Raw genomic sequence first — 23145 nt, 5'->3', positions numbered from 1 at the left:
CACTTGGGGAAGGCTTTGGTTCGACGGCCCTGAAAAAGAATGGGTGCAGCGTATCGAGGGAGCGAAGATTAAGGAAATACGGTTTAACAATCCAGCTCATAGCTGCGTTCTATCCGCAGCGGACCCGTCGATAGGACAGCCCGTGCAACAATCCTGTTACAGGCCATGTAGACGCTTTCCCAGGCGGGGCAAAGCCGGTAAGGTCGGCGCGTTCAACTTTCGTTCGGAGCTTCCCATGCCCGCCCCCGTCCTGTCCGGCCCGCAATATCTGCAAGAAGGTCTCAAGCTGGTCCTCAGCCCGGGCTTGCGCCTGTTCGTGCTGTTGCCGCTGGCGATCAACCTGCTGTTGTTCATCGGTCTGATCTACCTGGCCGGTCACCAATTCAGCCTGTGGGTCGACACCCTGATGCCGTCGCTGCCGGACTGGCTGAGCTTCCTCAGTTACATTCTCTGGCCGCTGTTCGTGGTCCTGGTGATCCTGATGGTATTTTTCACTTTCACCATGCTCGCCAATATCATCGCCGCACCGTTCAATGGTTTTCTCGCGGAGAAAGTCGAAGTGGTGATCCGGGGTACCGATGATTTCCCGGCCTTCAGCTGGGGCGAACTGGTCGCCATGGTGCCTCGCACCCTGGCCCGGGAAGCCCGCAAGCTCGGCTATTTCCTGCCCCGGGCCCTGGGCCTGTTCGTGCTGTCGTTCGTGCCGGTGCTCAATCTGGTGGCCGCACCGTTGTGGCTGCTCTTCGGCGTGTGGATGATGGCGATCCAGTACATCGACTACCCGGCGGACAACCACAAGCTGGGCTGGAACGAAATGCTCGCCTGGCTGCGGGAAAAACGCTGGCAGAGCCTGGGTTTTGGCGGCAGCGTGTACCTGGTACTGCTGATCCCGGTGGTGAACATCCTGATGATGCCGGCGGCAGTAGCCGGGGCGACGTTGTTCTGGGTGCGCGAGCAAGGCGCCGAAACCGCTTTGGCCCGGCAAGGCTGAGCCGGTCATGACAGGTTAGAAGAACTCGGTTGCTACTCGCCTGAACTGCCCTTTCCCAGCCAACTGGTACACAAGGCTGGTACATATGGCACTGATAGCACAACCATTCCGGCATCCCGACTCTGGTATCTATTACCTACGACGCAGGGTGCCGGATGACATCCGACAAGTGATCGGTAAAACTGAAATTCGCCGGTCGCTGAACACACGAAACCCTCAACGGGCGAAGGCTGCATTTTTAATCGCGTATGCAGAGTCCGAGCGCTTTTTTCAACAGGCGCGCAGTGGTCATTCGAGCCCGATTGCCGCACCACGTTTTAATCCGTCTTCAATCCCGATCTGTACGCAAGCGACCACCGCGAGTGGAAGAGAAAGCCCCCCATCCAGAAAGCCCCTAAGGCTCTCAGAAGCGTTTCTTGGTTACGTTGAATCATTAGCTCTGGGAAACAAACCTGCCCATGTGGTCCGTCGGCATACAGTCGACTACAAGCGATCCGTTGATCGATTCATAACTCTGATGGGCGACCGTGACGTGGCGGAAATTGGACAACCGCAAATCCAGGATTTCGCCGGGAAGCTAACTAGGTCCGTGGTCAAGCACAGCAATACGCCACTGGCGACATCTTCGATTCGGCTGATTATCGCCCGTCTATCATCCGTATTTTCTTATGCTGTGGATGCGGGCTTGATTGAATTGAATCCGGTGAGTGCATCACGTATTCACAAACGCTTGGGGCCGGCGAAACCGAAACGCCTACTCGAAGATGCCAAAGGGTACGAATGGAGCGAGCTCGTAACCCTTTTTAGTCAGCCTGAATTCAAAGCATTACGGTATACATCCGGCCGTCCCGGTAACGCGCTGTTCTGACTGCCGCTAATCGCAGCTTACACCGGAGCAAGACGTGAAGAGATCAGCCAGTTGTACGTGTGCGATTTTCGTCAAGACGCCGAGGGGCATTGGTTTATCAGAATCGACGATGATAAGCCGGACAAGTCCGTCAAAACGGAAGGCAGTCGACGCGATGTGCCCCTGCATGACGACCTGCTAAATCTGGGGATTCTAGAGTTGGTGAAAGGCAAGGACCACGAATCTCGCTTATTCCCCCAACTGATCAAGGTATCCGACGGCTTCGCGGGTATCGTTTCTAAAGCATGGCGCCCGTTGGTTATTCGTTGGGGCGTCTACCAAAAAGGACGGCACCCCCTTCACGGCTTTCGACATACCTTTAAGACTACGGCCAGGAAGGTTGGAATACCCAAGGAAGTAAGTGATTGGATAACAGGCCATGCACGATCAAGTGAAGGTGATCGATATGGGGTTAACCCGTTGTCTAGAATGGTCGAAGAAATTCGAAAGCTGCCAAACATTGCAGAAGCTGCGGGTTTATTACCGGCTAGTATTCACAAAACCAATGCACCGGACGAAGCACGATCAATGGCTAGGAATAAGAGCTAAGGTAACGTCGCACCGCGCATTCGTGTTCAAATCCATAACGCCCATACGTCTTCACCACAAAAAAACTGCATATTTCAAAATAGTCACACAGACTCGTAGGACGGGTCTTACCCAACATAAAATATTATATAAACATGCCCTCAACATGCGGCGATCTCTGCGAGCTACGGAGGCAATGATACAAAAACGTGAAAAATAGTCGCTACATCACCACCGCCACAATTAAACAACGACCCAACGAATGATATAACAACCCTGCTGGCGTCAACCCTAATAAGCTAGAAATCACGCCCTCACAACAAACATCCTGGTTTAATGTTTAGAATTTGAAATTTCCGTGCAATCATTAGCAACAAGAAACAACAACCCCAGGAATGCATAATGAATAAAACCATTAACATCGCCTTAGCTCGACCGGGCACAGGTAAAACATGGACCGCTTGTAAAGCTGCGCGTGAATGGATCGCAAAAGGAAAAAATGTTCTTTTCGTGGTACCGACCAAACCATTAGCAAACGAAGTATGTACAGAGCTGCTGAATTTAAACCCATTGAAAATTGAAAGCCGACCTAACGACCCATCAATCGCAAAGCTGAACAAATATCTCGACCCGGCTGAACTGACTTCATTAATTGTCTGCCAACATGCGGCTTTTCATCGATGCAGCAAAAAACATCTTCGCCACTGGCACGTAATCATTGATGAATTACCGCACCCAGTAAGCATTTCTCCGACACCAATTGCGAAAAACCAATTAGGCGCGCTTCAATACTTCGAGGTAGACGCCGAAAACAAGCTGAAAATCAAAAAAGAGGCAACCAGAAAACTAATTAAACACGTAAAAGACTTCGAGAAAGCTGGAGAAACGAAATCCCCGGTATCACTGATTAGTTTTGAAGCATATAAAATCTGCAAGGCTGCTCTAGACAAAAATGACATTTACATATCAGACTACGGCAAGGATCAAAGTCTAATTTACTATTCAGAAGAAAGTGGATTTTTGCAACGATTTACTTACTGCAAAGAAATTCATTTATTATCCGCCACTTGGAAGGGATCATATTTGAGTGGTTCGCCACCGCGCAAGGCTTTGTTACACAGAAATCAATTTTGACACCTATTGCGCCACCTGAACACAAGCAGAAAATCCGGATAATCCCGCTACTCACTAAAAACCAATGCAGCAAAAGTGTTCTGGAATCCGAGGCGCCCACCACTTCAGAATCTGACACTTTAAAACTCAGAAACATTCAAGTTATTGCCGACCTGATTTCTAAACGTATTGGCAACGATAAATGTTTGGTCTTCGCTCACGACTGGGCAAAACTTAATGATGCTGACAATCTGATCATGTGTAGACTGGATAGTCGTGGATTGAACGGCTATACCCAACACTCTAACGTATTATGTTTATTTCATGGCAATCCACTTCCAACGGCCACGAAGGCCTTTGAAGCCTTAGCAAAAAAACACTCTGGATGTTACAAATCGTTAATTCATGCTTGGAAATGTACGCATTTGTATGAACGAGTCTTACAAAACGTATATCGCTGTTCGCTTCGCATTAAGGAGTCTTTGGTAGACGTAACCCTTTATGTCCAGGATGAATTGGTAGCTGAATATCTTGTCAAGACTTATTTACCAACCGCAATCATTGATCGCTCCCTGGCGAAAGAATACAAAACACCGAAAAAAAGAGGCCCCTCTGGCGAACCCCAAGAAGCAGAAGCAATCGCGTTGCTCGAAGCAGGCATGAAACCCGCTAAGGTAGCAAAAGCAACTCGTATTGAGGTTGGAAAAATCTACGAATATCAACGGAAACTGAAAGCTGCGGCATGACGACGATAATTGATTTTGGTTCTGGTCCAAAATTTGGGAATTTCCTTAAAGGTCTTTAAGGAATCTCCCAAAAAACCACCAACAGCAAAGTCAAAGTTATTCGTGAGCGAACGCGAACGATTCGAAGCGTATGCGGAGAATAGTCAGAATAATTAAAGATTATTAATAACAATACAATCATGATCTGTTCCCTTGCTACGCAAGGAAAACTCGCTACGCGTCGTGAACTCATTTGTTCCAGTAAAGTTCGATATACTCGATCCAAAGCTAATACAATATCCTACAAGGTACCGAACATATTTGGTTACCCTATACCATTCGGACCGTTCCAAACGCACTAGAACAGGATTAACCCACGTTGACCATGCCGAACATATTGGGTCATCCCATATCGTTCAGCCCCTTCCAAGCGCACTGGGACTGGTATAACCAACGCTGGTCATACCATACATACTTGGCCGTTTGGACGTTTTCAAACGCACTAGGGTGGGGTTAACCCGCGTTAACGAAGCCGAACATACTTGGATGCCGTACAGAAAACTGGAGATTATCGAAGATTTACATATTGGTGCCATCAGGTACGGGTAGCAGCTAGCTGGTAGAACGTACCGGCTAGCTTTGTAAGCTGACCACATCATTCGGTCTTTCGGGGAATGGTCTTAGGCTTGGCATTTTTCATAAGTCGGATGCCGAACGAACAGGCCGCAACTCCAGTTATAAAGACAAATCATCAGGTGTAAATGTCATGCTGAATGAACGGTGCGCATTGATATCGCTCGGCCTCATATCTTGGACTTCGCTCAATCGCCCAATATTCCGAATGGCTGCCATCACAGAATGGTCATATGGAACGTCACCGCTTGATTTCGTGATTTCAGTCGACATTATGGTCCCGTCGACTTGCATGCTAATTTGAACTGTTGTGGCCATGCCACGCCGTGCACTTGGCGGACGAGCCCATCCTTCGGCAGCTCTGGCCTTGATCAAGTCTTCGAAACCCACAGCAACATCCATGTCGTAGATCACCTCTGGTCGAGCCTTGCCCAAGGCGATGTTCGGCGGAAGAGCGATGCAGTTAACGAGGTAAACCCCAATACCAAATTCGACCCTCATGCAATGAAAGAACATTTCGCGGCCCACATCGATACCAGCGGCAAAATCGCGGTTCGTCTGCAATTCACCGCCCTTCAATTGGCCTCCCACAACTACCCATGATGCGGCCTGAGTTGGCGCTAAAACCGCTGTCACAGCAGTTTTCTTACCGTAATCCAAAATAAAATTTGCATTACCATTGTCCGCTACGATTTTACCGATACGACCGTGGTAGAGCCCAGGTTTGGCATATTTGATTTCTGCACGCGGCTGATTTGCTTCCCAGTCTTTGAAAATTTGAGTGGGGTTTATGGCCTTGGAGAAATTCCAATCTGTCGTTTCGACAACGTTCAGTAAGCGTGTATTGAAATAGCTCGATGCACCATTATCGTAGGCAGCTTGAGCCCAGCATGAGACCGACCACAGCGCGACAATCAAGGAATATCTCATTTGTTTCCTCTTACGTTGATCAGGTTGTGTTTGCCTATACCGTCACCGTAGACCCCGCCGCACGGCCAGCCCCAACGAGAAGCAGCATTGATTCGGCGACTGGTTTACTCGTGGGGACGGGCTCGCGCACGCAGACGCTGCAAGGTCGAGGGAACGCCGGCTAAAAACAAGATCAACGCCACCAACAGCAGCACAGAGCCCACTAAGACGCCAACACCCAGTGCCTGCCGGATATTCCAGACATAACCCAGTTCCATGGCAAAAATGCCGGCCATGCTGGCCAATGGCATGCTAAGCGTTGCAACGAACATGGCGATGTATAGCTTCATTTGGTACCTCAGAGGCTGTGTTTTTAGAGTCAATATTCACAGTATACTGTGAGGACGAATGCACGACCATCGCGGACAGTGATCCATCTTTGAGATGGATCTGTGCACGTGGATATCGGCTTAGCTTTCGGAAAGGTACTACGCCAAAAACGCAAGGAGGCCGGGCTGACCCAAGAGCAGCTAGCACATGATGCTGATGTGCAGCGTAACTACGTCAGCTTGATAGAACGGGGGATTCACCACCCTACTATTGCCGTAGTTTTCAAGCTTGCACAAGCCCTACACTGCCTGCCGTCCACTCTCATATCTGAACTGGAAATAGAGCTGACTCGCCACCAGTAGTTGCGGAGGCTTATGTTTTGTCCTTGACTCCCAATACAGGCTCACCTGCGCCGCTCACGCCTATAAAGACCTCATGCGTTCCGCAACAATTTCGAGGCACTGTCGTCGCAAATCCTCGCGATCCACAGCATAGTGCGCTCGACGATGGGCATCGGCGGACAGTGCTATGACATTTTCGATTGCGTCAGCTCCTCCCTCCGAAAGCGGGACAATATGGTGAGTTTCTAAATAAATGCCGCCGTTTGCCATTTTGAAACCTGGAGCGCTCGTCAGCTCACATGTGCCCCCCGATCTTGCCAGTACAAGCGCACGTACCTTCGGATCTCGGTACCGTTGAACACCATTGTACGTATAGGCCTCAGAGCGGTTTCCCTCCCGAAATTGATCGCACATTACCTGTCCATCTGCAATGGCAAGACCTGCTGCGTCCTCCCCTTCACAACCCGCTGTGCCTAAAGGCTGATCAGAAATCCATCCGCGAACCAGGACAATATCACCAGTGTCTTTATCAAAGCGCTCCACCGTCCAAGATTCGCTATCTAAGTAACGACCAACAGCACGGTCATTCCCAGAATCAATGTCTTCTATCTCGCGGACAGGTCCTGACACGATCACCACACGTACAGGGACTGAATTCATGTAGGCAAGCTGAACTGTCGAGTTGAAATGCTGCGCACGACTAATGCGTGGGTCCTTGATAGTGCGGCTTCTATTTTTGGGGGCTTTTTCGAGTTGCCTGATCAACGTATCGGCATAGGAAGCTAGGTTGCCCGAAAAGTGAACTCGTCCCCGGTCATCCACTCGTAGCTCTTCGAACCAGACGCATAGCAAAAATATACGCTCGTTATAGTTGCGAAAAGACCATTCGTAGCAGTACCCACCATTGGACTGGGGCAAAGCGACCGGTTGACCGTCTTTCTTTCTGAAGCTCCACGCACTGACATCGATACCCGCTTCCTCCACGCAATCGATGATCATCCATTTGCCCTTGGGCCTTAAAGCTTCCAATTCAGTATCCAACGCTTGCTCCTTATCAAAACCTAGATTTAGCGTGCTGATAATAGCAGCGCATCATCTAACGACCGATTTACGAGCCCTTAAAAATCCCAGTGGTTTAGGCATAACAAATTACCCCTTGACGATTTTTGATACCATGGTAATGTGATACTACCTTTTATGATACCGAAACAGGGATCAACTCATGTCACGAACGTTTCTCTACTGCCGAGTGAGTACCGCGAGCCAGATCACCGAAAACCAAGTTCAAGAAGTGAAATCTGCGGGTTTTGATATCCAACCGAACCGCGTTGTTGAAGAAACAATTTCGGGCAGCATTGCTGCGTCAGAACGTCCAGGATTTCAAAAGCTACTTGACCGAATAGAGTCGGGTGACGTTTTAATCGTTACCAAGCTTGATCGTCTGGGCCGAAATGCAATGGACGTGCGCCAGACAGTTGAGGGGTTGGCAAATAATGGAGTCCGCGTCCATTGCCTAGCTCTAGGAGGTGTTGACTTAACCTCTGCGGCAGGGAAAATGACAATGCAAGTCCTTGGAGCGGTCGCCGAATTTGAACGTGATCTGCTGGTCGAACGTACCCAGCAAGGCTTGAAGCGTGCAAAAGCCGAAGGAAAGAAATTGGGTCGTCCAGTCGCGGTGAAAACCACTGCAAGCGTTCAACAATTGAAGGCACAAGGATATACACAGACCCAGGCTGCATCAGAATTAGGGATTGGTATTGCAACGGTAAAACGACACTGGCACGTTGGCGGGCTGCCGGGGGCTTAAATTCAATACCTCCCTATTTTTGGCCTAAACAGCATTCTGGCCCCATAGGGATATTAAGTTGCGTTAACGACGCACTTCGCCCCTCTAAAAGTGCGAGTAAGAAACTGAACTTGGAAGCTAGATTTACTCTAAAAAACTACGCCCATTACCTGCCCGGTCCGCTCGATGTGTATAGATGGTCACTTTTTAGATAGAAATTCACCTCAAATGACCCTACTAAGCAGGGTCAACATCTTCGAAAATCATACCGCCTCGGCAACGGCATCTGCCACTCCCGCATCAATAGCATCTTTTGCCAAACTATCATAGTATCGCTTAGTAAGCTCAGACTGAAGAAAGTCATCATTCAATAGCTTCAAAAACAATCCCTGAGATTTTTTAGTGCGCAAACTAAACCGCTCTCCATCAGCTGTGAATTTGAATCGTCCACGCAATGCCGGATGCGTACTCGCAAAGCTGATAACGTCTGCATTAGGTATCAAATTAAGAACCGGAGAAGAGCTAGCCGCCTTTACTAGTTTTCTCGAAAATGAAATATCATCCAGCCTATCAGAAAACACTTGTACGCTTTCAACCAAATCCGCTTGCCTGATATTTTCAATGCCTTGAGTGGCTATATTCTTGATGGCATCATGAAACCCAAAGAAACGCTCCAACGCTTTCAAGTCAAGAATATAATACTGCCCACCTATCTTGAAAAACTCAAACTTCGCATTAATTTTCAGCACATCTTCATCGAGCTTTTTGAATCTATTACTACCCCGAGCACGCATCAAATTGAAGCCTGTATCTTTACGCAGCAAAGCAACAGGGTACTGATACTTATACAACGCCATCTGATGTTCTGCATTACCGAGCAAAATCAATATACCCTCAAGATTATTAAGCCTATCTTCAGCGAAAGAAAACTCGTCAAAATTATCAGCCGCAATGATGCTTCTCAAGTGTTGTAATTCAGAAGGGATATCAGGAAGATCATAATGATAAACCGTTTCTCTACGATCATCGGCGCTCGAAAGCTCAATCAAGGAAAGATCATCATTCAGTAGAATCTTGTTCGTTATCGCATCAACGAACATACTAGTCAACTCAGATTGTGGAACCTCATCAATATCAGCTTTTTTTACCTGCATGCCATCGTCGGACTCTAAAAGAAAATAGATTTCAGCCCCACATCCATCGGCAGTAACCGCTGATATCTGCGCTTTCAACTCATCTATAGTCATTACGCTTTCCTTACGAAAAAGACTTTATCATCCAGGCTCAAGCGACTTATCTGGTCCCCCACAGCCAAGCGTTCTTTTGAAATAACCACTGCACCTTCCACCAACCCCACGCGCGTCTGCAAGTTTACTTTATATACCCTAAAACCAAGTACCGCCAAAGTCGGATTAGCATAAAATTTATCAGTCTTAACGTATATAACGCCGATGATAAACAGCAAAACTCCCAGGGCAAGCAGATATCTTGCACTCGTCAAATTAAAACAAATCAACGGAATAATATAGGTAGTTAAAAACGTAAGATGCTCATAATTCACATCTTCGATTTTAATCACTCTCGCCGCGATACTTTTAGTTCCCGCAATACGATAATCAAACCGAAAATAATACATCGTGCCGAAAAGTAAAAAAGCGAAGGCAATGACAGAAACGAAATTCCGCGTAAGCAATGATGAAAATCCGATAAATTTACATTTATCACCATAACAAAACGGAATATCAACTGTAATTACTATAATCAGCAGGAATAAAAACCATAGAGAAAGTATATATAACTCAAACTTCTCTCTACTTTCATGTATTCGCATTGAGTCATGATCCCTTCGCTCAAGCCACTATGAATAAGCAGTTTTCTGCACCGTATTCCATTACGCCGTAGATGTCTATAGGCCATCACAAGACAACCCACCATGATTACATGGCGAGTTGCACGGGTCTTAAAATTAGGCGGTTAAGCGATTGGGCGCGATGGCAAAGATACTAGCTGCCTGGAGAGCAGCTATTCGCCTTCCGCTTTAATGAATTGAGTAGAGAGGCTTGGGGCTCGCTCACGAAGATAAGTAGCAGCGTCGTCTGCAATGTCCTTCGCTTTCTCATGCCGCTCAGCAAGATTCATTGCCCATGATCGCCCTGGATGTAACACGTCCCAGCGCGGACGCATCCCAGCATGGCGCCCCTTCCCAGGGTTGTGGTTGCCGAAGCCATCAATTAGCGAATTCCACACGGGGGTAAATCTCGCGATAATTAGCGATTCACCCAATGGAATCCAAATGTCGTCCACGACCAAAAAACGGCAGTGGAAATCATCGAGATTCAGGTTCTCAGCCGCTCGAATACTGTCAGCGTGTTCTTTCAATCGCTTATGTAGAACCTTTCCAGGTGACGATCCTAAATCGCCGCCCATTCGGGCACCGGCAGGAACAGCCTTGCCTACGTAAATCGGCAGCATGAACTGCCCATTTTGGTTCAATAACGCTAACCGCGCATATGCCGGAAAGTCACCAGTGTAGTAAATCGCATACACCCCCGCCCCATCGAACGCAGGTAATGCGCCTAGTGGGTGAACCTCCTTGGATAGCAACGCTTCGGCAACGCTGGCGCCTAGGTTTTTCTTGTCCAACGGATTGAATGGAATAACCTTGCCCGTCATGCGACGTTTACCACCTTCTTGACGGTTTTTTGGATACGGATGATCTCAGCAATTGCTAGCTTTTCCGCAACACTCGAAGCCACGTGCTGCGCTAGTAATACTGGTACCGCATTACCAAGCTGTCGCATCGTTTCGGACCAGCTTCCATGGAACCGGAAGCCGTCTGGGAAGGTTTGAATACGAGCGCTTTCACGCACAGTGAAATAACGCACATCGCCATTTGGCTTGACCAACATATTTTCGCCACCCGGTACGCCATGGTCGCCAGCTTTCAGAGTTTTGGCTGGTAAATCCAACGGGCTACCGGTGTGCCCTGGGTATGAGCGAGCACCGCCCTGGAAGGTATGGTTAGGCACTTTCAATGCAGCCTTGGTTTCAGGATCGGGAAGATCGGCAATCGCATCACGAACGGTCCTCCACGGTGCCTTATCCATGGGAAGCAGATCGCTCCTAAGCTTCCGGACACGTGACAAAAGCTTGGTAGGTACTTCTGGCATTTTGAGACCATGCCTAGCCCAGTATTCCCCGGTGACCCACTGTGAATGCAACAACGCATCATAGCTGTGAGTTTCTTCAGGAAAGGACCATTCAACTCCGAGATCGTCCCTAAAACCAACGATGAAAACCCGCTCCCGTTTCTGTGGAACACCATAATCAGCGGCATTCACAAGTGTCGGCACAACGTTGTAGGTGTGACCCTTACCCTTGCGCTTACCCGAGGTTCGCTCAGCTTGCAGGCGCATCAAATGATCATGCCAACCCTCGTCTTTTCGACGTGGCAATTCTGGGAACTCAAGCTGGAGCAAAATGTACTGGTAGTAATTAGCGAAAGCAGCTCGCGTTAGCCCTTTCACATTTTCGACGATGAACGCCTTCGGCTTTAATTTTCGGATGATTTCAACAGTTGCGGGAAACATGTCGCGGCTATCATCGTACGCGCCATGTTTACCGCCGATGGAGAACGGTTGACAAGGAGGACCACCCGCAAGCAGCTCAATACCTTCAGGAATGCTGCTCCAGTCAAAACCGCGCACATCACCTTCATGTAGCTTCCAGTGGTGCACCAGGGGATAGCCACGCTTTTGGTTTTCACGAACAGTATCGCAAGCCCACCTGTCCCACTCGACGACGGCCAGATGTGAAAATCCAGATATTTCACATCCCATGGCAAGGCCACCCGCCCCCGCGAATAGCTCAACGGATTTCATCGCCTGTTCCCCCACCAAGAAAGCCATTCAGCTTTTTCTCTAATAAATTCAAATCTTTAAGCTCGCATTCCCAAATCACAAGAACATCCCATCCCAGTGACCTCAGCTGATGCAATGTGCGGATATCGCGTTCTCGGTTGCCTTCCAATTTCGGAATCCAGAAGTCCAATCGAGACTTGGGTAATCTTGCGAGTGGACAGCCATCGTGTCGGTGCCAAAAACATCCATGGACGAAAATGACTTTCTTCTTACCCTTGAAAATGATGTCCGGGCGGCCTGGAAGGCTACGATCGTGAAGTCGATAGCGAAATCCCATCGAAAAAAGTAACCGACGCACAACCATTTCAGGCTTTGTGCCCTTCGACTTTACCTTCGCCATGCGAAGGCTGCGGTCAGAGGGGGACAGCGTGTCCACGAATCTTACCAGTCACAGGGGATTCCTTCATTACCAAAAACTACGAATAGTGATGCCTGCAAGCACCAAAAAAATACCGTCAAGGCAGGTAAGGGATCGTCGCGGATCCCATACCTGATGATCATTGCTGGACTCGGTACCCGACAAACGGATTCACCTTTGGGTTGCCCACGTAGGAACCAAGCTTGGTTCGATTGCCATGTAGCTCAACCCAAGCCCAGCGGCCATAACAAAAAACCATAGCTTCCCCGAGAAAAAAATCGTGGAGCCAGTCAAGAACATCCAAAAACCTTGCAGCGGGCCATAGCTACGCTGGTTCATCAATGCCAGATAGTGAAGCAGCGCGACACCAGTGAAAACCATGACAAGGAAAATCAATGCCACGCCGATCACCTGAAAAATCATCAGTGATTGCCCGTACGCCGATAGGCTATGCGCGTAAAAATCCAAAAACGTACGCTGAGATGCCAGTTGCGTTAGCTCAGGATCGAAGGAAGCCTTCGCCAGCAGCAAAAGACGGCCACAAGCAGCAAGAATAGCTATCGGTGCAGCGATGTAAACGCTCCAACTGCTTGAGGTGAATTGCCCTTTAACCAGTGACACCAGGGCAATAGTCAAGTTGAAAGACAGCAAGGTAGCCAAAAGCGCCCAAAGACATTCATGAACAAGGTCAATGTGGATCGCATATTTCCAGACCAAGAAGACCAAACCTAACCCAGCCGCGATCAAAACAGCGATCACACCGCTAGCGTCGTCGCCAGAACCTGATCGTTGTTGATTCACAACGATTTTGGTGATGTAAGTTTTTCTCGTCTGGGACACGGTGATGGGTGCATTCACAGTTGGCGAATTGGTCACCCCCGCGAACAATGCACCAAAGACCACCCCCATCAAAGGTCCCCAAATCCACGCCTGCATCGTCGCGTTATCGATCAAATCCAAGATTGTCTGCATCAAATGCTCTCTGAGAAATTTAGCCAGAACACTGTTTAAAAAAACAGTGATGGCCAATAGAACCATGCGCTTGAAAACAATGCAATTTTGACGTCAAAAAAATTTCTTCCTGTTGGCATCCGTTAACCTTTTCCCATCAACTCAAGACGCCTTCCAAAAAAACTAGGCCGATTCGTACCTTTCGGTAGGTCCATACAACTGGTACATTTTCTACTCACCCCTTTGGGAAAGGGCAGTGAACGGCGTGGCTTTCGGTCAATGTATGCTCACTTTCCAATACATCGACTACCCGGCGGACAACCACAAGCTGGGCTGGAACGAAATGCTCGCCTGGCTGCGGGAAAAACGCTGGCAGAGCCTGGGTTTTGGCGGCAGCGTGTACCTGGTGCTGCTGATCCCGGTGGTGAACATCCTGATGATGCCGGCGGCGGTGGCTGGGGCGACCTTGTTCTGGGTGCGCGAGCAAGGCGCCGAGACCGCGCTGGCCCGGCAAGGCTGAGCCGTCACAAATCCATCATCCTGACGTCACAATGGCGACATGGCCCCGGCCGACACTGGGGTCATGATCACACACCTGCACGTTACCCTCATTACCGAAACCTTCCCGCCGGAAATCAATGGCGTGGCCAACACCCTCGGTCGCCTGTATGACGGCTTGCGTGCCCGCGGACACCGGGTTGAGCTGGTACGACCTCGCCAGGCCACCGACCCACGCCAGCCCGGAGATGAACACGTGTTGCTGTGTCGAGGCTGGCCGTTACCAGGGTATCCAGGCTTGCAGTGGGGCCAGGTCTCCATGCACAAATTGCTGCGCCGCTGGAAACGTCATCGACCGGATGTGCTCTACATTGCCACCGAAGGGCCGTTGGGGTTGTCGGCACTGCGAGCGGCACGACGCCTGGGCATCTCGGTGGTCAGTGGTTTCCACACCAACTTCCAGCAATACACCCAGCAGTACGGTCTCGGATTGTTGAGCCGTGTACTCACCCATTACCTGCGCTGGTTTCATAATCGCACCGCCGTGACGCTGGTACCCAGCCTCAGCCAGCGGCTGGAGCTGGAGCGCCGCCACTTCGAACGCGTTTCGCTGCTGTCCCGCGGCGTGGACAGCCAGTTGTTTCATCCGATCAAGCGGTCAGCAGCCCTGCGTGACGCCTGGGGCCTGGACGATGATGACATTGCCGTGATCCATGTCGGACGTCTGGCGCCGGAGAAGAACCTGGGGCTGCTCAAGCGCAGTTTCGAGACATTGCGCGGCGCTTTCCCGGAGCGGCGCCTGAGGCTGGTGGTCATCGGTGACGGCCCGCAGCGGGCCGCGCTCGAACAGGAACTGCCCGAAGCGATTTTCTGCGGCACCCAGCGGGGCGAAGCACTGGCGAGCCATTATGCGTCGGGGGATGTGTTTGTCTTTCCGAGCCTGACCGAAACCTTCGGCAATGTCGTACTGGAGGCGCTGGCGTCAGGGTTGGGTGTGGTGGCCTACGATCAGGCCGCAGCGGCGCAGCATATCCGCCATGGCTATAACGGCGTACTGGCCATGCCGGGAGATGAAGAAGCGTTCTGTGACGCAGCCCGCTGGTTGCTGGAGGAGCGCGAGACCTTGCGCTGCGTGAGGCTCAATGCTCGTCAGCACGCCAGCCGCCAAGGTTGGGCGTCGGTGATCGAGCAGTTCGAGGCGCAGTTGCGGGGGGCTTTTGTCGGCGAACAGGTGATGCCTGCTGCGCCGACCGTGCCCTGAACCTCCAGTGATGCCGGAGCCGCCATCGCGAACCAGCTCGCGATGGCGTCAGCGCAAACGCCGCTCAGACCAACGTCATCAACGCCTCGCGACTGAACGGCAGAATCTCCTGCTCCCGTCCGTCGCGCACTTTCCGAGCCCAGTCCGGGTCCACCAGCAGCGCACGTCCTACCGCCACCAGGTCGAACTCATCGTTGTTCAAACGTTCCAGCAGCTTTTCCAGACTGGCCGGCTGCGCGACTTTGTCGGTATTGACCATGAACTGCAGGAACTCACCATCCAGGCCAACGCTGCCCACGGTGATGGTGGGCTTGCCGGTGAGCTTGCGGGTCCAGCCGGCCAGGTTCAGCTCGGAACCTTCGAACTCCGGCTCCCAGAAGCGTCGCGTCGAACAGTGGAAAATATCCACGCCGGCCTCGGCTAATGGCTTGAGGAATTCGCCCAGGGCTTCGGGGGTCTGCACCAGACGCGCCGTGTAGTCCTGCTGCTTCCATTGGGAAAACCGGAAAATGATCGGGAACCCTTCGCCCACCGCCGCACGCACGGCACGGATCAATTCAATGGCAAAACGCGAACGGTTGGCCAGGCTGCCGCCATAACCGTCGGTGCGCTGGTTACTGCCTTCCCAGAAGAACTGGTCGACCAGGTAACCGTGGGCGCCGTGGATCTCCACGCCGTCCATGCCAATGCGCCGGGCATCCTTTGCCGCTTGGGCAAAGGCGGCGATGACGTCGTCGATGTCCGCCTGGGTCATGCCATGCACCACGACTTGACCGTCCTTGAGCTTTTCCGAGGGACCGTAGCCCGGCACGCTGGCGTCCGGCTCGGTCCCGATGCGGCGCACGCTGCCGACGTGCCATAGCTGTGGCACGATCTTACCGCCTTCGGCATGGACCGCATCGACCACCTGCTTCCAACCGGTCAGCGCGTCTTCACCATAGAAGTGCGGCACGTTCGGATAGCCGTTGGAAGCCTTGTGCCCGACCGTGGTGCCCTCGGTGATGATCAGGCCAACGCCGGCTGCCGCGCGACGACGGTAGTACTCGACCACTTTGGCATTGGGCACGCCACCTGGCGAAAAGGAACGGGTCATCGGGGCCATCACCACCCGGGTCGGCAGCTCGAAGGCGCCGAGTTGGAAGGGCTTGAACAAGGCTTCTACTGGCATGGGGCACTCCATGGAAATGGGATCGCAGGTCTATATGACGGCGATAATATGCAGCGCCAGCAGTGGTGGGTAGCACTATTGATTGGAGTGATTAAGAGTCAGAAGGCAGCGCTGGAGTATATCCACCGCAATACCTGTGGCGAGGGAGCAAGCTCCCTCGCCACAGTGGACCATGCCCGCCTGGGTCAGCCCAGCGCTTTTTCTATCGCCTGGATCACGGCAGGGTCATCCGGCGCCGTGCGTGGCGAGAAGCGCGCCAGTACGCGGCCGTCCTTGCCCAGCAGGAATTTCTCGAAATTCCAGGTGATCTCCCCTGGAAACTCGGCACCCTCGCCCGCCAGCAGGCGATAGAGCTGATGGCGATCGGGACCGTTCACGTCCAGCTTGCCGGACAGCGGAAACGTTACCCCATAGTTGAGGCTGCAGAACGATTGGATCTCCTGCTCGGTACCCGGCTCCTGCCCGGCGAATTGATTGCACGGCAGGCCCAGCACACTGAAGCCCTTGTCCTTGTAGCGCTGATGAAGCTCCTCCAGCGCCTTGTACTGCGGTGTCAGTCCACATTTGGAGGCGACGTTGACCACCAGCACGACTTGCCCCTTGAAGGGCGCCAGAGCAAGCTCCTGACCATTCAGGGCTTTCAGTTTCAGGTCGTGAAAAGCACTCATGACGAACTCCACATTAGGCTCTAGCCAATCTTTCAAAACAACTGTGGGCGATGCTAACAGCAAGCGACAAAAAAGGCGCCGCAAGGCGCCTTTCCCGTTCACCTGAGCGTAGCGCAGAAATCAGTGATGATGGCCGCCTTCGCCATGGACGTGACCATGAGCAATTTCTTCCTGGCTGGCGTCACGGATGTCGACGACCTTGACCTTGAAGTTCAGACGCTGGCCGGCCAACGGGTGGTTGCCGTCGACGGTGACGTCGTCGCCTTCCAGGTCACGGATAGTGACGATCTGCATCTGACCATCGGGCGCCGAAGCGTGGAACTGCATGCCCACTTCCAGCTCGTCCACACCTTCGAACATGCTGCGGCTCAGCGTGCTGACCAGCTCGGCAGAGTATTCACCGTAAGCGTCTTCCGGCTCGACGGCAACGTTCAGCTCATCACCGGCGGTTTTACCTTCCAGGGCTTTTTCCAGGCCCGGAATGATGTTGCCTGCGCCATGCAGGTAGACCAGCGGAGCGCCGCCGGCAGAGCTGTCGATGACCTCACCAGCGTCGTTGGTCAGGGTATAGTCGATGGAGACAGCCTTATTGGCGGCGATCAGCATGGGGCAAGACCTTTTGCAAAAGAATGAAGAACGGACAAGTCTAAACAAGGATTTGCCCGAAAGCGAACGGAACCCGGACAAACGGGCTCGTCCGAACAGACCGACGGTCACCGGTTTCCATCAGGACGAGGACGGCCACTGGGTGGTCGAGCTGTCCTGCGGACATACACAGCATCTGCGCCACCAACCACCGTGGCAAGCCCGGGCCTGGGTTCTGGACCCACTGCAACGTATTGAAAAAATAGGCCAGTCCTTTGATTGCGGCTGGTGCGCGCAGGCCTCGGTTAGCGATAACCTTGGCGACTGAATTCGATGGCAGGGGCCAACCATAGGCCTCGCCCTTTGTCATGCACCTCTAGGGAATCGGCATGCAAACTTTTTTTATCGCGCCCACCGATTTTGGTGTGGGTCTGACCTCCATCAGCCTCGGGCTGGTGCGTACGCTGGAACGGGCCGGGCTGAAAGTCGGCTTTTTCAAACCCATTGCCCAACCCCATCCTGGCGACACCGGGCCGGAACGCTCCACCGAACTGGTGGCCCGCACCCACGGCCTCAAGCCGCCCCAGCCCCTGGGCCTGGCCCACGTCGAGCGCATGCTTGGCGACGGACAGCTGGATGAATTGCTGGAAGAAATCATCACCCTCTACCAACAGGCAGCCGTCGGCAAGGACGTGCTCGTCGTAGAAGGCATGGTGCCCACCCGCAGCGCCAGTTACGCCGCCCGGGTCAACCTGCACCTGGCCAAGAGCCTGGACGCCGAGGTGATCCTGGTATCGGCCCCGGAAAACGAAGTGCTGACCGAACTTTCCGGACGCGTGGAGCTACAGGCGCAATTGTTTGGCGGGCCGAAGGATCCGAAAGTCCTCGGGGTCATCCTGAACAAGGTGCGTACTGACGAAAGCATCGAAGCGTTCAGCGCAAGGCTGCGGGAACACTCCCCCCTGCTGCGCAGCGGCGATTTCCGCCTGCTGGGCTGTATTCCGTTCCGACCTGAACTCAACGCCCCCCGCACCCGCGACGTCGCCGACCTGATGGGCGCGCAGGTGCTCAATGCCGGCGACTACGAAACCCGGCGCATGAGCAACATCATCATTTGTGCCCGCACCATGCGCAACACGGTGGAACTGCTCAAGCCCGGCGTGCTGGTGGTGACCCCTGGCGATCGCGACGACATCATCCTGGCCGTGAGCCTGGCGGCGATCAACGGCGTACCGCTGGCCGGCCTGCTGCTGACCAGCGACACCCTGCCCGACCCACGCATCATGGAGCTGTGCCGAGGTGCCTTGCAGGCGGGCTTGCCAGTCTTGTCGGTAAGCACCGGCTCCTATGACACCGCCAACCTGCTCAATGGCCTGAACAAGGAAATTCCAATCGATGACCGCGAACGTGCGGAGATCATCACCGATTTCGTCGCCAGCCACCTGGATGCCCAATGGCTGCACCAGCGCTGTGGCACGCCTCGGGAAATGCGCCTGTCGCCGGCAGTGTTCCGCTATCAACTGATCCAGCGCGCCCAGGCTGCCAACAAACGCATCGTCCTGCCCGAAGGCAGCGAACCGCTGACCGTACAGGCCGCCGCCATTTGCCAGGCCCGGGGCATCGCCCGCTGCGTGCTGCTGGCCAAACCGGCCGACGTCGAAGCGGTGGCCCGGGCCCAGGGCATCGAACTGCCGCCAGGGCTGGAGATTCTCGATCCGGACGCGATTCGTGAGCGTTACGTCGAACCCATGGTGAAACTGCGCAAGAGCAAGAGCCTGAACGCACCGATGGCCGAGCAACAACTGGAAGACACCGTGGTCATCGGCACCATGATGCTGGCGCTCGATGAAGTGGACGGCCTGGTTTCCGGGGTGATTCACTCCACCGCCAACACCATCCGCCCGGCCTTGCAACTGATCAAGACGGCCCCGGGTTGCTCCCTGGTGTCGTCGGTATTTTTCATGCTGTTCCCCGAGGAAGTGCTGGTCTACGGCGACTGCGTGATGAACCCGCATCCCAGCGCTGCGGAGCTGGCTGAAATCGCCCTGCAAAGCGCCGACTCGGCCGCCGCGTTCGGCATCACGCCACGGGTGGCGATGCTCAGCTATTCCAGCGGCGAATCGGCCAGTGGCGAAGAGGTGGAAAAGGTCCGCGAGGCCACATTGCTGGCCCATGAGGCGCAGCACGGACTACTGATCGACGGCCCGCTGCAATACGACGCCGCCGCCAACGAAACCGTGGCGCGGCAACTGGCCCCAAACAGCCAGGTGGCTGGCCGGGCGACGGTGTTCATCTTCCCGGACCTGAACACCGGCAACACCACCCACAAGGCCGTGCAGCGCAGCGCCGATTGCGTCAGCCTCGGGCCGATGCTGCAAGGCCTGCGTAAACCGGTGAACGACTTGCCCCGCGGCGCCCAGGTCGATGACATCGTGTACACCATCGCCTTGACGGCGATCCAGGCTGCCAACCGACCCATGGATATTTAAATGCTGGACTTCCTACCCGCCGCCCTGCGCGGCGTCATCGCTTCGCTGCTGTTGGCGCTGAACACGATCCTCTGTTGTACGCCGCTGTTCGTCGTGGCGATCTTCAAACTGTTGCTGCCCTTCCCCGCCGCCCAGCGCTTCACCGATTGGTTGATGAGTCATATCCACGAGGCCTGGATCAGCAACAACAAAGGCTGGATGAACCTGCTGCGCCGCACCCGCTGGCACCTAAGCGGCCTGGAAGGGCTGGATTACCAGCACTCGTACCTGATCACCAGCAACCATCAGAGCTGGGTCGACATCATGGTGCTGCAATACGTATTGAACCGGCGCATCCGCCCGTTGAAGTTCTTTCTCAAGCAGGAATTGATCTGGGTACCCGTGATCGGTCTGGCATGGTGGGCCCTGGGCTTTCCGTTCATGAAGCGCTACTCCAAGGCTTACCTGGAAAAGCACCCGGAGAAGAAAGGCAAGGACTTGGAAACCACCCGCCGGACCTGCGCGAAATTTCGCGACAATCCCGTAGGGATTTTCAATTTCGCCGAAGGCACCCGCTTCACCGAAGACAAGCACGCCCAACAGCAGTCACCGTTTCGCTACCTGCTCAAGCCCAAGGCCGGCGGCATCGCGTTCGTGCTCGATGCCATGGGTGAACAATTGGAGTCGATCATCAATGTGACGATCCATTATCCGGGCGGTCGTCCGGGCTATTGGGATTTGCTGTGCGGCAAGGTCGACGAGGTGGTGGTGCATTTCCAGGAGCTGACAATTCCGCCACAGTTCGTTGGCAAGAACTACGACCAGGACGGCGTCTATCGTCTGGAGTTCCAAGGCTGGATCAACCAGCTGTGGCAGGACAAGGATGCATTGCTTGAGCAGATGCATCAGGAATTCCCAAGCCGCCGCTGACTCCCCCTTGTGGGAGCGGGCTTGCTCGCGAAAGCGGACTGACACTCAAAACAGATGTTGACTGATACACCGCATTCGCGAGCAAGCCCGCTCCCACAGGGTCCGAGTCAATGAAAAAAGCCCGCCGATGATTGCTCACCGGCGGGCTTTTCATTTGCGGCTGACGCTTAGATCGCGCCCCGCTTGCGCAGCAACTCCAACACCTGCTTGACGCTCTCTTCCAGTGTCAGCGACTGGGTATCGATTACCAGGTCGGCATCCAGCGGCACGTCATATGGGAAGGATTCACCCGGGATGTTGTCGCCGGCGGCGGCATACAGCCCTTGCGGATCACGCTGAGCACACACCGTCGGCGAGGCCTGGACGTAGACCGTCAGCAGACGTTCACGACCGATCAGATCCTTGGCCTGCTCACGCCCTTCGGCGCTCGGCGCAACGAAGGCCGCCAGGGTCAGCAGGCCGGCTTCGTTGAACTGGCGGGCGACGTGAGCCGCACGGCGCCAATTTTCGGTGCGCCCGGCACGATCCTGCGGCAGGCCCTTGTTCAGGTCATGGCGCAGATTCTGGCCGTCGAGTACGAAGACCGCACGGCCCATGTCGAACAGCTTGCGCTCCACGGCATAAGCCAAGGTGCTCTTGCCGGCGCCCGACAGGCCGCTGAACAGCACCGTCGCCGGCTGCTGGCCGAAGCGCTGGGTGCGCTCTTCCACCGACACATGGGCCAGCTTGCCGTGGTGGCTACTGCTGCCGTGGGCCAGCGGCTGGGCAACGATCATGCCGGCGCCGACGGTGCCGTTGGTCAAGCGATCGATGACGATGAAAGCGCCGGTGGTGCGGTTGCTCTCGTAGCCGTCCAAGGCAATCGGCGCATCCAGGGCGATCTTCACCTTGCCGATTTCATTGAGCTGCAACGCGCTGGCCGGACCTTCTTCCAGGGTGTTCACGTCGACCCGGTTGACGATGCTGGCAATCGAGCCCGGCACGTAGCTGGTGGCGCGCTTGATGTCGTATTTCTTGCCCGGAAGCATCGGCTCCTCAGCCATCCACACCAGCATGGCTTCGAAGCTGTCGGTGACCGGCGGCACGTTGTCGGCATGCACCAGCAGGTCGCCACGGGAGATATCGATCTCATCTTCCATGGTCAGCGTCACCGCCTGGCCAGGGCCGGCGTGTTCCAGCTCGCCTTCGAAAGTGACGATGGATTTCACGCGGCTGCTCTTGCCCGACGGCAGAACGACCACTTCGTCGCCCTTGTGCACGATGCCGCTGGCCAGGGTGCCGGCGAAACCGCGGAAATTCAGGTTCGGACGGTTGACGTACTGCACCGGGAAACGCAGGTCGGTGAAGTTGCGGTCGCCCGACACTTCCACGGTTTCGAGGATCTCCATCAGCGACTGGCCGGTGTACCACGGCGAGCGCTCGGACTTGTTCACCACGTTATCGCCCTTGAGGGCGGACATGGGCACGAAATGCAAGGTGGTGGGCTTCATCTTCAAGCCCTCGGCGAACTTCAGGTAGTCGGCCTTGATCGACTCGAACACACTCTGGTCGAAGTCCTTGAGGTCCATCTTGTTGATGGCCACGACGATGTGCTTGATGCCCAGCAACGAGGCGATGAAGCTGTGGCGACGAGTCTGGGTCTGCACGCCGTAGCGGGCATCCACCAGGATGATCGCCAGGTCACAGGTGGAAGCACCGGTGGCCATGTTGCGGGTGTACTGCTCATGGCCGGGAGTGTCGGCGATGATGAACTTGCGCTTGGCGGTAGAGAAATAGCGGTACGCGACATCGATGGTGATGCCTTGCTCGCGCTCGGCCTGCAGGCCGTCGACCAGCAGCGCCAGGTCGATGTCGTCACCGGTAGTGCCGACTTTCTTCGAATCGCGGGTGATGGCTTCCAGATGATCCTCGTAGATCATCTTGGAGTCGTGCAGCAGGCGCCCGATCAGGGTGCTCTTGCCGTCATCGACGTTACCGCAGGTCAGGAAGCGCAGCAGTTCCTTACGCTCGTGCTGGCCCAGGTAGGCGAGGATGTCCTCGCTGATCAAATCAGATTGGTGCGACATGACAACCCC

The 23145-nt window shown here is 53.9% G+C and carries 22 protein-coding genes and 2 pseudogenes; 11 read left to right on the top strand and 13 right to left on the bottom strand.

What is annotated here, in order from left to right; translation table 11 throughout:
* The first annotated feature begins 235 nt into the window (after nt 1–235).
* From cysZ to LCU97_RS07490, 4 genes are all read left to right on the top strand, one after another.
* On the top strand, nt 236–991 hold the full coding sequence (gene cysZ, locus LCU97_RS07505) for a sulfate transporter CysZ (protein ID WP_232776029.1): 756 nt from the start codon (nt 236–238) through the stop codon (nt 989–991).
* 85 nt (nt 992–1076) lie between these two features.
* Complete coding sequence (locus LCU97_RS07500) at nt 1077–1859, top strand: DUF6538 domain-containing protein (protein WP_232776028.1); 783 nt, start codon at nt 1077–1079, stop codon at nt 1857–1859.
* A gap of 969 nt (nt 1860–2828) precedes the next feature.
* A complete protein-coding gene (locus tag LCU97_RS07495) occupies nt 2829–3560 on the top strand; it encodes a DEAD/DEAH box helicase (RefSeq protein ID WP_232776027.1) in 732 nt (243 codons plus the stop codon).
* Nucleotides 3557–4285: a hypothetical protein gene (locus LCU97_RS07490; protein ID WP_232776026.1), complete on the top strand. Its 729-nt coding sequence runs from the start codon at nt 3557–3559 to the stop codon at nt 4283–4285. The genes LCU97_RS07495 and LCU97_RS07490 overlap by 4 nt, the downstream gene beginning before the upstream one ends.
* A 714-nt stretch (nt 4286–4999) precedes the next feature.
* On the opposite strand, the pseudogene LCU97_RS07485 reads toward LCU97_RS07490, so the two are convergent.
* Nucleotides 5000–5296 (bottom strand): annotated as a pseudogene (locus tag LCU97_RS07485) (energy transducer TonB); the annotation flags it as partial.
* A gap of 635 nt (nt 5297–5931) precedes the next feature.
* Entirely contained in the window at nt 5932–6156 is a 225-nt protein-coding gene (locus tag LCU97_RS07480; protein WP_232776025.1) for a hypothetical protein, read from the bottom strand.
* A gap of 102 nt (nt 6157–6258) precedes the next feature.
* On the opposite strand from LCU97_RS07480, the gene LCU97_RS07475 reads away from it, so the two are divergent.
* Nucleotides 6259–6498, top strand: coding sequence for a helix-turn-helix domain-containing protein (locus tag LCU97_RS07475; protein WP_332875340.1), 240 nt, complete (start codon nt 6259–6261; stop codon nt 6496–6498).
* Nucleotides 6499–6558: 60 nt separating this feature from the next.
* Here LCU97_RS07475 and LCU97_RS07470 read toward each other — a convergent pair whose 3' ends face one another.
* Complete coding sequence (locus LCU97_RS07470; protein ID WP_232776023.1) at nt 6559–7518, bottom strand: HNH endonuclease; 960 nt, start codon at nt 7516–7518, stop codon at nt 6559–6561.
* A gap of 181 nt (nt 7519–7699) precedes the next feature.
* Here LCU97_RS07470 and LCU97_RS07465 point away from each other — a divergent pair, with 181 nt between their 5' ends.
* The gene (locus LCU97_RS07465; protein ID WP_232776022.1) at nt 7700–8284 is read left to right on the top strand and encodes a recombinase family protein; all 585 of its coding nucleotides are present in this window, start codon (nt 7700–7702) and stop codon (nt 8282–8284) included.
* A gap of 242 nt (nt 8285–8526) precedes the next feature.
* On the opposite strand, the gene kwaB is transcribed toward LCU97_RS07465, so the two are convergent.
* The 6 genes from kwaB to LCU97_RS07435 all read right to left on the bottom strand — a co-directional run bounded on the left by kwaB (nt 8527) and on the right by LCU97_RS07435 (nt 13513).
* On the bottom strand, nt 8527–9510 hold the full coding sequence (gene kwaB, locus LCU97_RS07460; RefSeq protein ID WP_232776021.1) for an anti-phage protein KwaB: 984 nt from the start codon (nt 9508–9510) through the stop codon (nt 8527–8529).
* The gene (gene kwaA, locus LCU97_RS07455) at nt 9510–10094 is read right to left on the bottom strand and encodes an anti-phage protein KwaA (RefSeq protein ID WP_232776020.1); all 585 of its coding nucleotides are present in this window, start codon (nt 10092–10094) and stop codon (nt 9510–9512) included. Before kwaA ends, kwaB begins: the two co-directional genes overlap by 1 nt.
* Before the next feature lie 191 nt (nt 10095–10285).
* Nucleotides 10286–10936, bottom strand: coding sequence for an Eco29kI family restriction endonuclease (locus LCU97_RS07450; RefSeq protein ID WP_092151202.1), 651 nt, complete (start codon nt 10934–10936; stop codon nt 10286–10288).
* Complete coding sequence (locus tag LCU97_RS07445) at nt 10933–12171, bottom strand: DNA cytosine methyltransferase (RefSeq protein WP_232776019.1); 1239 nt, start codon at nt 12169–12171, stop codon at nt 10933–10935. Before LCU97_RS07445 ends, LCU97_RS07450 begins: the two co-directional genes overlap by 4 nt.
* The gene (locus tag LCU97_RS07440) at nt 12131–12559 is read right to left on the bottom strand and encodes a very short patch repair endonuclease (protein WP_232776018.1); all 429 of its coding nucleotides are present in this window, start codon (nt 12557–12559) and stop codon (nt 12131–12133) included. Before LCU97_RS07440 ends, LCU97_RS07445 begins: the two co-directional genes overlap by 41 nt.
* A gap of 153 nt (nt 12560–12712) precedes the next feature.
* Nucleotides 12713–13513: a hypothetical protein gene (locus tag LCU97_RS07435; protein WP_139199645.1), complete on the bottom strand. Its 801-nt coding sequence runs from the start codon at nt 13511–13513 to the stop codon at nt 12713–12715.
* A 205-nt stretch (nt 13514–13718) separates the two neighbouring features.
* Between LCU97_RS07435 and LCU97_RS07430 the strand changes: the two are divergent.
* A pseudogene (locus LCU97_RS07430) lies at nt 13719–14012 on the top strand (EI24 domain-containing protein); the annotation flags it as partial.
* Nucleotides 14013–14051: 39 nt separating this feature from the next.
* Nucleotides 14052–15251, top strand: coding sequence for a glycosyltransferase family 4 protein (locus LCU97_RS07425; protein ID WP_053152336.1), 1200 nt, complete (start codon nt 14052–14054; stop codon nt 15249–15251).
* Nucleotides 15252–15315: 64 nt separating this feature from the next.
* On the opposite strand, the gene LCU97_RS07420 is transcribed toward LCU97_RS07425, so the two are convergent.
* From LCU97_RS07420 to LCU97_RS07410, 3 genes are all read right to left on the bottom strand, one after another.
* Nucleotides 15316–16419, bottom strand: a complete 1104-nt coding sequence (locus LCU97_RS07420) for an NADH:flavin oxidoreductase (RefSeq protein ID WP_232776017.1) — start codon at nt 16417–16419, stop codon at nt 15316–15318.
* Between the two features lie 185 nt (nt 16420–16604).
* Nucleotides 16605–17087, bottom strand: coding sequence for a glutathione peroxidase (locus tag LCU97_RS07415; RefSeq protein WP_053152332.1), 483 nt, complete (start codon nt 17085–17087; stop codon nt 16605–16607).
* Nucleotides 17088–17207: 120 nt separating this feature from the next.
* Complete coding sequence (locus LCU97_RS07410) at nt 17208–17693, bottom strand: FKBP-type peptidyl-prolyl cis-trans isomerase (RefSeq protein WP_053152330.1); 486 nt, start codon at nt 17691–17693, stop codon at nt 17208–17210.
* Between LCU97_RS07410 and LCU97_RS07405 the strand changes: the two genes are divergently transcribed.
* The 3 genes from LCU97_RS07405 to LCU97_RS07395 all read left to right on the top strand — a co-directional run bounded on the left by LCU97_RS07405 (nt 17662) and on the right by LCU97_RS07395 (nt 21070).
* A complete protein-coding gene (locus LCU97_RS07405) occupies nt 17662–18000 on the top strand; it encodes a DUF3565 domain-containing protein (protein ID WP_082339788.1) in 339 nt (112 codons plus the stop codon). The genes LCU97_RS07410 and LCU97_RS07405 overlap by 32 nt on opposite strands.
* 61 nt (nt 18001–18061) lie before the next feature.
* Nucleotides 18062–20161 carry a phosphate acetyltransferase gene (gene pta / locus LCU97_RS07400; protein WP_053152326.1) on the top strand — a complete coding sequence of 700 codons (2100 nt, stop codon included), beginning with the start codon at nt 18062–18064 and terminating at the stop codon, nt 20159–20161.
* Nucleotides 20162–21070: an acyltransferase gene (locus LCU97_RS07395; protein ID WP_232776016.1), complete on the top strand. Its 909-nt coding sequence runs from the start codon at nt 20162–20164 to the stop codon at nt 21068–21070.
* A 167-nt stretch (nt 21071–21237) separates the two neighbouring features.
* Here the strand turns inward: LCU97_RS07395 and cysN are convergent, their stop codons facing one another.
* Nucleotides 21238–23136, bottom strand: a complete 1899-nt coding sequence (cysN, locus tag LCU97_RS07390) for a sulfate adenylyltransferase subunit CysN (protein WP_232776015.1) — start codon at nt 23134–23136, stop codon at nt 21238–21240.
* Nucleotides 23137–23145: the final 9 nt, after the last annotated feature.

This window comes from Pseudomonas uvaldensis (assembly GCF_021271205.1).
GTDB lineage: Bacteria > Pseudomonadota > Gammaproteobacteria > Pseudomonadales > Pseudomonadaceae > Aquipseudomonas > Aquipseudomonas uvaldensis.
The sequence above is the reverse complement of the archived record's forward strand: the minus strand, read 5'-3'. Positions and strand labels throughout refer to the sequence as shown.